General features: G+C 61.1%; 1 protein-coding gene. It reads right to left on the bottom strand.

From position 1 onward, the window contains the following. Positions 1-5579 (bottom strand): beta strand repeat-containing protein (locus tag FNA46_RS26240; protein ID WP_185969989.1); only part of this gene is annotated, 5579 nt, incomplete at both ends.

The following is a 5579-nucleotide window of genomic DNA, read 5'->3' as shown; positions in this document are numbered from 1 at the left end:
TTGCCGACGGAGGTCAGCACATCGTCCATCACGACATTGACCGCGCCCTGCGCGCCGAAGGTTCCGCCAGCGCCTGACAGGCTGACGGTCAGCGAACCACCGACACCCAGCACCTCCTGGTTCATCCGGCTTTCGACATTGATCGCCTTGGCCTCGACATGGGCCCGATCGCCGATCGCTACCTTCGTCACGCCGTTGGCAACAGTGATGCCGAGCGCGCCGCTGTAAGAAGCTTCGGTGCTCTGGCCGGCGGCGGCAGCAGCGATAACCTGGTTATGCAGCGACTGTGTGACGGCCGGATCTGCATTGCGCAGCGGCGCTGCAATGTCACCGCCGAGAACCGGATCGACGTAATCACGCCAGGTAGTCGAGGAGACGGGCGAGCCCTTTTCCGGTCCAACCCAAGCATCAGACGGTGCGAGGACCCTGGCCACAATATCGGCATCCTTGCCGGTGCGAAGGTCGAGGTCCGTACCAATGGTCGTGGCAACTTCGCGACCACGGTAAATGACCGAGCCAACGGCGCCGCGGGCCGACTTCGTCGTGCTGGTGCCGGTGCCGAGCGCCGCCGACACGCCCCAGGCCTTATTGGCGACCTTGGACTGGTCGTAGGCGGCAATCGTCGTGTCGCCTGTCGCATTGATCGAGACACGATTGCCGAGCGTCGTGGACGTATCGCCGAGATAGACGGTCGTGGCGAAGGCACCCGTGAAGGACGATCCCTTACCGCCTGCACCGGCAATCGCCTCGGCCGCATAGGCAAAGTTGGGGACTGTCTCGTCCAGAACCTTGTTGCCATTGACGAGGACATAGTTGCCCTTGGCATCTGTCTTATAGCGCAAGAGATCGGCAACATTGACGCCGGTATTGAACCGGCTCATCGCCTCGACCGTGACATCGGTGGCTTTCCGTTCTGGAGAACCAAACGTCACATCGTTTCCAACAACAGCGGCTGACGTTGTATTGATGACATTGATGCTGATCGCGGCGCCGGTCGCGGCGTCGCTGAGGACAGCCGCACCGGACACTTCAGCCATCGACATGGCATCATGATCAGCAATGACGTCGATTGCACCGCCGGTTTCGATCTTTACGCCATCGGCAACGATCGCCTTGGTGTCGTGATCGGAGAAGTTGAAGCCGACCGCGGCAGCGAAGGCCTGGCTTGGCTTGGCGTCTTGGGTCTTTTCCGTCGCCTTGCTTATTTCTTTGTAGGTCGTTGCAAATCGGTCAGCGGCGCGGCCGAAAATCCCCGTATTCGCATTGCCGCCACCGGAACCGAGCAGAAGGCTGTTGATGGAGGTTTTGAGCTTGGCCGCATAGTCTTCAACGGGTGTTCCGCGAGCAGACGCCTGGGCATTGACCACTTCCATGGTATCTGCGGTCGCCGTCACGGCGACATCGCCGGTGGCGCGGACGGAAGCCGACAGCGTGGCAGTCGTGTCGAAGTCATGCAGGTTGAGGGCGCCCGCATCCCCGTCAGCCGCCTGGGTGCCAGCCGCCTTGCCATCGGCCGTCGCCTCGGCCATTGCCTGGGTCTTGGCGCCCACGGTGACGCTTTTTGCGAGGATCGTGCCGTCGCTCGTCAGAGCGTCGAGACCCTTGGCTGGGGTCGCTTCACGGACCGTGGCGGCGCGCCCCTTGCCGACAGCGGCGCTGACATCGCCGTAGACGACGTTGATTGCGGCTGCGGCATCGGCAGCCGTTGCTGCGGTCTTGGTTGCCTTGGCCGACAGGCTGAGGATTTCGTTTGACGGCCCAGAGCCCGCCACACCCAGGGCGCTGCTTCTCACGCGCGCTTCGCCTGTTACCGAGAGGGCACCGGCATCCACAACGGCATTGCCGGCCAGAATATTCGCCTTCACGTCGATCGAGCCGACATTGATGCCAACGCCAAAGCCCTTGGCAGAACCGGATCCGCCGGCCGTGGGCGTCTTGGTCAGTTCGGCCTGGCGCTGACGGACACGTGCGTCGAGATATTCGCCGAACAAGGGGGTCGCCATCTGGGCAATGGTCACACCCAGTGCAGCGCCACGCGCTTTCTTGGTCGTTTCATAGTATTTCAGCAGGCCATCTTCGGTGGCAAAGAACATGCCGTTGACGCCGGCCGCCGCATTGCCTTCTGCCTTCAGCGTGATCGATGCGAGGGAATTGACCGTCACATCGGGCTTGTCACCATTCGCAGAGACTGCAGCATTCATCGCCGCCTGCGTCGAAGCGGCATAGGCCGCCTGAGACAGGATCGTGACGTTGTTGTCAATTCTGGCTTCATTCTCGAAATCGACGATGTTGAGCCCCAGCGACACAATCAGCTGATCGCCACCGATGGTCGCCTTGCCAACGCTGCGCGACAGGAAGTCACTGGACGCTGTGCTCAGCGTTTCGTTGCCTTTGTCATCTTCCTTCCAGGCTTTGGTCGATGCATCGACAGCCAGCCCGTTCTTGCCGGCAACGACCGTGCTGCCGGAGCCAATGAGGGCGAGATTGTCCTGGTTGGCGAGATTGACGGCCGCGGACAGCACCTTCGCGCCGGCCCCTTGCGAGAATTTTGAAGTCGCGGTGATGTCAACCTTGGCGTCGGTCACGTTATAGGCACCGACGCGGATGCCGTCGGCGCTGAGAGTGAGCCCTGGCAAGGTTTCCGCCACACTGTCGAATGAATTGAAGGAGAATGCGCCGCTGAGGACGAAATCGGACTTGGCCTGATCCTTCATCACCTTCTGTGCGTTTTTCTCCGCGGCCAGCGCCTTCTCGCTGTTTGTCTTCATGCTGCTGCTGTTCGCGAGCGCATTGCCGACAACGCCGAGGCTCATGATGGCACTGATGCCCAGCGTTGCATTCTTGGCATCATTATCATCGTCGGAGGAACCGCTGTCTTTCAGGTCCGCAAGGTTGCTCAGCAATTCCAGGCCATTGGTAATGGCGGTCGTGACGGGGGCGACTGCACCACCGCCCGCCGTCGAGGCAGCAAGATAGGTGCCGACGGTGTTGGCGCTGGCCGCTTCCACGGCAAGCGTGCCCTGGGCGAAGACACTGCGCCCGAGCTGAGCCGAGGTATCGAGCATCTGGACGCCACCAGAGACCGTAATCAGGCTCGCAGCCGTCGCATCTCCGGTCATCTTATCGGGCGTCGAACTGGTATTCGTGATACTGAACCCGGTCTCGTTGCGAGCGCTGACGCTGACATCGCCAGTAGACCACAGCGTGTTGGCGGCATCCTTTCCGCTGGCCCCTGCACGTGTGGCGATGTTGGCGACCGTTTCACCCAGCAAGACGTTGGCACCAATGTTCAGCGCCTGACCGGTAGAGGCCTTGTCGGCGCTGCCGCCATTGACCGTTGCGAAGGTACTCAGTCCGCCTTCCATGGAAGAATGCGCGAGGACCGAGATGTCGCCGACAGCACCGGAAAGAAGACCGCCAAGTGCGACAGAACCGACCTGCGCACCGCTGCCAATGCGGGCAGCGGTGTCCTGCGTGATGAGATTGAAACCGATCGTGTATGTCGAGCCGATACTGGCAACCGCTTCGCTGGCAGCATCCTGAACGGCGCCATTAACGGCACCCACAAGGGCCTTCTGCGCCTCGGCCTTCTTGATATCGTCCTCGGCCTCGGCAATCTCCTTGTCGGCCTCAGCCTTTTCGACGGCCGAGACTGCCAGCCTCTTTTTCTCCTCAGCCTCTGCTTTCGCAGCAACCTTGGCATCCCGGATCTGTCCAAGCTCGCCGTTGAGTCGCGACATTGCAGCCTTGGTTCCAACAGCTGCGGCTTCTGCAGCGTCACCGGCTTCCAGGTAGAGAATGGACAGACGGTTTTCAGCGACAACGGACAGCGCGCCAATCCCCGACAGCTTGAGCGCGACATTGTCGAGATTTGCCTGCGTATCGCGGGTGGAGATGCCAATCCCGATACCGTAGGTGTTGGCAGCGGCCTTGGTCGCCTCAGCACGTGCGTTGGCAATGATGGCGCGCCCATTCTGATAGCGGTCGGCATCCATCTGCTGGTTGCGGAACGTCAGGACAGATTCGTCCTTCGAAAGCGCGGTTGTCTCGAACTCGCTCGCCCTGACCGATGCGGAGGCGGCATTGACGCTCAGTTTTCCGCTGTTCGTATCGCTGCCGACAGATGCCGTGTTCGAGATGTCCTCGTATGACAGATTGACGGCGAGCGCCGTTGCTGTACCGCCGGTTCCCTTGTACTTGATGGCGGACTCGACGGAATTGCGCGTCAGGGCATTTGAACGGCTCTCGACCCGCAACGCGCCGGCCGAGTCGATGGTCACGGCTTTCAGTGGATCGCTGGAAATCTCTGCAGAACTCTCGTCCAGCGCGACAAGCACGCCGCCGGTCGCGCCCCACAGGCCGCCATCCTCGTCACGCTTACCGGTAATACCGGACTTCTTGCCCCAAGCGGCGCTGTAGAGACTGGCCAGCTTGTCGATCCCGGATGCAGCACTTTCGGTGATGCCCCAGTATTTGTTGATCTTCTCGCCCGTGGCATTGACCTTGCCGTTGTCGGTGAAGAATTCGCTGACGACGGCGCCAACGACAGCCCCGATCAACTCCAGCACATTATCAGAAGCGCCGTCGCTGACGTTCAGCGTCCCGGCCTGATCAGCCCGAAGAATGCTATCGGCGAGAACGTTGACGCCGCCCGTACGGGCAGTCACGCCGGAATTGCGAACCTTTGCTATGGCCTTGTGATCATTGAAATTGAAGCCGGCACCGAGGGCTCCGTTTGTGGAACCGCCACCGAGGACGTCGAAGCTCGTCGTATTTTCACTGAGGGCATAGGCGTGCACCTCAACATTGTTCCTGGCGTCAAGGGACGAGCTGTCAACAATGACCTCTGCATCATTGGTCAGGACGCCCACCGAAACCGCGGCGGCATAGGGAAGCGAGCCCTTGCCGAGCGTGATGTTGCGGGCCGTGGCAATCGCCTCGATTTCAGCGCGACTATCGGCAATCAGGCCGATGCTGGCCGTCTCGCTGGTCAGGCTGGAACCGTTGACGACATTGACCTTCGCACTGGACAGCGCAACGCCGACAGCGGCGTCAAACGGAATCGGGATCGGCAGTATGCTGTCGGTCAGAAGATCGCTCGCCAGCGACACGGTCTTGGCGGTGGCCTCGACGTTCACATCACCTTTGGCCGTCAGGCTCGACGCATCGATGGTGACAGACGCAGACGCCGTGTTTGCCGAAGACAACAGATAGGGGCGATTGACGTTCAGCGTCAGGTCTTCGACCACCGAAGATGCGGTGGCGCTGACGTTCAGCGTCCCGTCCGCCTTGATAAGGCTGCCCTTGGTGATGCTGACATTGCTTGAAGACGAACCGGTCTGGATGATGAAGGCGACGGAATCGGCCTTTTCATCCTTTGCGGTCAGGTTGACGTTCTTTCCGGCGATCGTTGCGTTGGTGAGGCTGATAGACTGGCCGGACAGCGTGACGTCACCGCCGGCATAGCTGCCGCTGCCCTGGGCGAAGATCGCCGAGCCGTTCTTCAGGTCGATCGTCGGAGCCGTCAGTTCCACGGCGCCGGAGATGCCTGACGAGGCTGCCGTGGCATGGCTGTTGCG

Source organism: Affinirhizobium straminoryzae (genome assembly GCF_007004135.1).
Classification (GTDB): domain Bacteria; phylum Pseudomonadota; class Alphaproteobacteria; order Rhizobiales; family Rhizobiaceae; genus Neorhizobium; species Neorhizobium straminoryzae.
The sequence above is the reverse complement of the archived record's forward strand: the minus strand, read 5'-3'. Positions and strand labels throughout refer to the sequence as shown.